The sequence below is a fragment of the Cytophaga sp. genome, assembly GCF_051961495.1.
Taxonomy (GTDB): Bacteria; Bacteroidota; Bacteroidia; order Cytophagales; family Cytophagaceae; genus Cytophaga.
This window is the reverse complement of sequence record NZ_JBQCDF010000230.1, coordinates 1-3,774: the sequence shown is the minus strand read 5'-3', so window position 1 is coordinate 3,774 and position 3,774 is coordinate 1. Positions and strand designations below refer to the sequence as shown.

Here is a 3,774-nt window from a genome sequence, read left to right as displayed (position 1 = left end):
TCACAGAATCCAGAGGAGCCTTGAACTTTTTCGGCGACAGACAGATCCAGTCCCACTGGCCGGATAAGGGGTGCGCACCGCTTGTTTCAATATGGTTACGGAAACCTTCTTTCTTTAACTGAGCGGTAAGATTGGTTAGATCGTGCATCAATGGTTCGCCGCCGGTAATAACAGCAATACGACCGGTAAAAGCTGCCGCTTCTGCCACCATGTGCTCTACCGTTTGCATCGGGTGCTGGGCGGCATCCCAGGATTCCTTCACATCACACCAATGACAGCCTACATCACAACCGGCCAGGCGGATAAAGTAAGCGGCTCTGCCCTGGTAATGTCCTTCTCCCTGAATGGTGTAGAAGGACTCCATGACAGGTAAGGATTGTATGGATGGAGAAACTTGCAAGGTATCTATTTTAACGCAGCAGCCTGCAGTGTATTCATTAATAAAGAAGCTATAGTCATTGGACCAACGCCGCCCGGTACAGGTGAAATATAAGAAGTTTTAGGAGCCACCTCATCAAACTTCACATCACCCAGCAATCTGAACCCTGATTTTTTAGAAGAATCATTGATGCGGTGAATACCCACATCCACAACTACGGCACCTTCTTTTACCATATCGGCAGTAACAAATTCCGGTTTACCAATTGCCACAATCAATATATCTGCCTGCAGGGTTAATTCTTTCAGGTTCTTTGTCCGGGAGTGTACAATGGTTACTGTAGCATTTCCGGGATTGGTATTGCGGGCCATCAGGATACTCATTGGTGAACCAACGATATGACTTCTGCCCATTACCACGCAGTGTTTACCTGCTGTTTCGATGCCGTTGCGCTCCAGCAACTGCATGATGCCGTAAGGAGTTGCCGGCAAATATGTTGGCAGGTTCAATACCATTCTGCCTAAGCTCGTAGGGTGGAAACCATCTACATCCTTATCCGGGGAGATTGCTTCAGTTACTTTATGTTCATCAATGTGTTTCGGTAAAGGCAGCTGCACAATGTATCCGTCAATGTCTTTATCCGCATTCAGCTCAGCAACTTTCGCCAGCAGATCCGCCTCGCTGATCGTATCCGGAAGTTTTACCAATGTGGATTTAAAACCAACCTGTTCGCAGGCTTTAACTTTTGCATTCACATACGTAACAGCTGCGCCGCTATCACCTACCAACACAGCAGCCAGGTGTGGTATTTTGCCACCTTTGACTTTAATGGCTTCAACTTTATTCTTTAATTCTTCCTTAATCTGATCGGAAGTGATTTTACCGTCTAGTAATTGCATACAAGCTTAATGCTTAACGCTAAAGGCCTAAGGCTTCGTAGCTTTATTTTTAAATTATTTAATTTAATCCCAACCTGTCTATGAGAAAGGTTTTCAACTTTACAAACGCAAAGCATTAAGCTTTCAGCCTTTAGCTTTAGGCTAAAAAGCTTTCGGCTTTTTACTGATCCAGTTTCAGAATGGCCATGAACGCCGCCTGTGGAATCTCCACGTTACCTACCTGGCGCATACGTTTCTTACCTTTCTTCTGCTTTTCCAATAGTTTTCTCTTACGGGAAATATCACCACCGTAACATTTTGCCAATACGTTTTTACGCATCGCCTTTACGGTTTCACGGGCAATGATCTTTTGTCCGATTGCTGCCTGTACAGCGATCTCGAACATCTGCATCGGGATCAGGTCTTTCAGTTTTTCACACAAACGCTTGCCCCAATCATAGGCTTTATCTCTGTGCACAATGGCAGACAAGGCATCTACCTTCTCGCCATTCAGCATGATATCAAGCTTGATCACATTCGATTCACGGAAACCGATCAGTTCATAATCCAGTGAAGCATATCCCTTCGAGATTGTTTTTAATTTATCGAAGAAATCGAATACAATCTCTGCCAGCGGAAGCTCAAAGGTTAATTCAACACGATCCGAAGTCAGGTATGTCTGGTTGGTAATGATACCGCGCTTATCCATACACAGTGAAATCACCGGACCAACAAAATCAGCTTTGGTAATGATCTGTGCTTTGATATAAGGTTCTTCAATATAATCCAGTGTAGTAGGTTCCGGCATGTCTGATGGTGCATTTACAATTACCATCTCATTGCCTTTTGTCAAGAATGCTCTGAACTGAACCGATGGAACCGTTGTAATTACGGTCATGTCAAATTCACGTTCCAGACGCTCCTGTACAATTTCCATGTGCAGCATACCTAAAAATCCGCATCGGAAACCAAAGCCAAGTGCGATGGAGGTTTCGGGTTCCCAAACCAGAGAAGCATCATTCAGCTGCAGCTTTTCCATGGCAGCACGCAGGTCTTCAAACTCACTGGTTTCAACCGGGTAAATCCCGGCAAATACCATCGGTTTCACATCGGCAAAACCTTTAATAGCTTCGCCCGGCTTGCTTACGTGTGTGATGGTATCACCTACTTTAACGTCTTTGGCATCTTTGATACCGGAAATAATATAGCCTACATTCCCGGCGCTCATTTCCTGCTGCGGTTCCTGCTGCAGTTTCAGAATACCAATTTCATCTGCATGGTATTCCTTTCCGATGTTGATGAATTTAACTTTATCTCCTTTTCTGATTGTTCCGTTATAAATACGGAAGATAACTTCAATTCCCCTGAACGAGTTGAACTGAGAATCGAAGATCAATGCCTGTAAAGGTGCTTGTGGATCGCCCTTCGGCGGTGGAATGCGTTTGATAATGGCTTCAAGAATATCGTAAATACCGATACCTTCTTTACCACTGGCAGGTATGATGCTGTCGCGGTCACAACCAAGCAGGTCTACTACCTGGTCTTTTACTTCTTCCGGCATGGCACCCGGCAAGTCAATTTTATTCAGTACCGGAATGATCTCCAGATCATTTTCCAGTGCCAGGTACAGATTTGATATCGTCTGAGCTTCGATTCCCTGTGCGGCATCAACAATCAGCAAGGCGCCTTCGCAGGCTGCTATGGATCTTGAAACTTCATAGGAAAAATCAACGTGGCCCGGTGTATCAATCAGGTTCAGAATATATTTTTGTCCTTCAAAAATATAATTCATCTGAATGGCATGACTTTTAATTGTGATGCCGCGTTCTCTTTCCAGATCCATGTCGTCCAGTACCTGCGCCTGCATCTGGCGGTTTGATACGGTGCTTGTGAATTCTAATAGTCTGTCTGCCAAGGTACTTTTACCATGGTCAATATGTGCAATAATGCAGAAATTACGAATGTTTTCCATCTACCTACTCTTCTTACACAAATTTAATGATTTAAACGCAGAAAACCGTGTATCTTATCAACGCAATCTCTCGTTTGATTAGATAGAAACAAATACGTATTATTGAAATATTTATAATTTTCATATTTAAACCTTCTAATCAGTAACATGAACCAGCCAAAACACCCATTTGGGGAATGGATTCAAAAAGTGTACTACTCTTTTCCGGTTCAGTTAATGTTGAATAATGTTAAAAAGAATCAGATACTACTTTTCATCTGGATCATTTTATTGGGTTTTGTAACAAGACAGTTTGGCGATATCATTGGTATCCCGTACTTATTCTTAGATCCGGAATACTTATCGCAGACCAATTTCAAAAGCTTCTTTATCATTGGTGTTTCCATCGGGATCTTTATTACCTCCTATCATATAACTATATATATCCTTGACAGTTATAAATTCCCGTTCCTGGGTGCCACGCCAAAGCCGTTTTCAACCTTTTGTCTGAACAACAGCTTTGTACCAATACTGTTCAGTGTTATTTATATCATAAATATTATTCA

The 3,774-nt window shown here is 42.9% G+C and carries 3 protein-coding genes and 1 pseudogene; 1 reads left to right on the top strand and 3 read right to left on the bottom strand.

The window, feature by feature from the left end; translation table 11 throughout:
• The 3 genes from ACTHJT_RS12810 to lepA form a co-directional block, all read right to left on the bottom strand.
• Positions 1-364 (bottom strand): 7-carboxy-7-deazaguanine synthase QueE (locus tag ACTHJT_RS12810; protein ID WP_440238778.1); only part of this gene is annotated, 364 nt, incomplete at its 3' end.
• A 41-nt stretch (positions 365-405) separates the two neighbouring features.
• Positions 406-1,278 carry a bifunctional methylenetetrahydrofolate dehydrogenase/methenyltetrahydrofolate cyclohydrolase FolD gene (gene folD / locus ACTHJT_RS12805; RefSeq protein ID WP_440238776.1) on the bottom strand — a complete coding sequence of 291 codons (873 nt, stop codon included), beginning with the start codon at positions 1,276-1,278 and terminating at the stop codon, positions 406-408.
• 160 nt (positions 1,279-1,438) lie between these two features.
• Positions 1,439-3,229 (bottom strand): translation elongation factor 4, encoded by a 1,791-nt coding sequence (gene lepA, locus ACTHJT_RS12800; RefSeq protein WP_440238774.1) that lies wholly within the window; start codon positions 3,227-3,229, stop codon positions 1,439-1,441.
• A 147-nt stretch (positions 3,230-3,376) separates the two neighbouring features.
• Between lepA and ACTHJT_RS12795 the strand changes: the two are divergent.
• Positions 3,377-3,774, top strand: a pseudogene (locus ACTHJT_RS12795) (patatin-like phospholipase family protein); the annotation flags it as partial.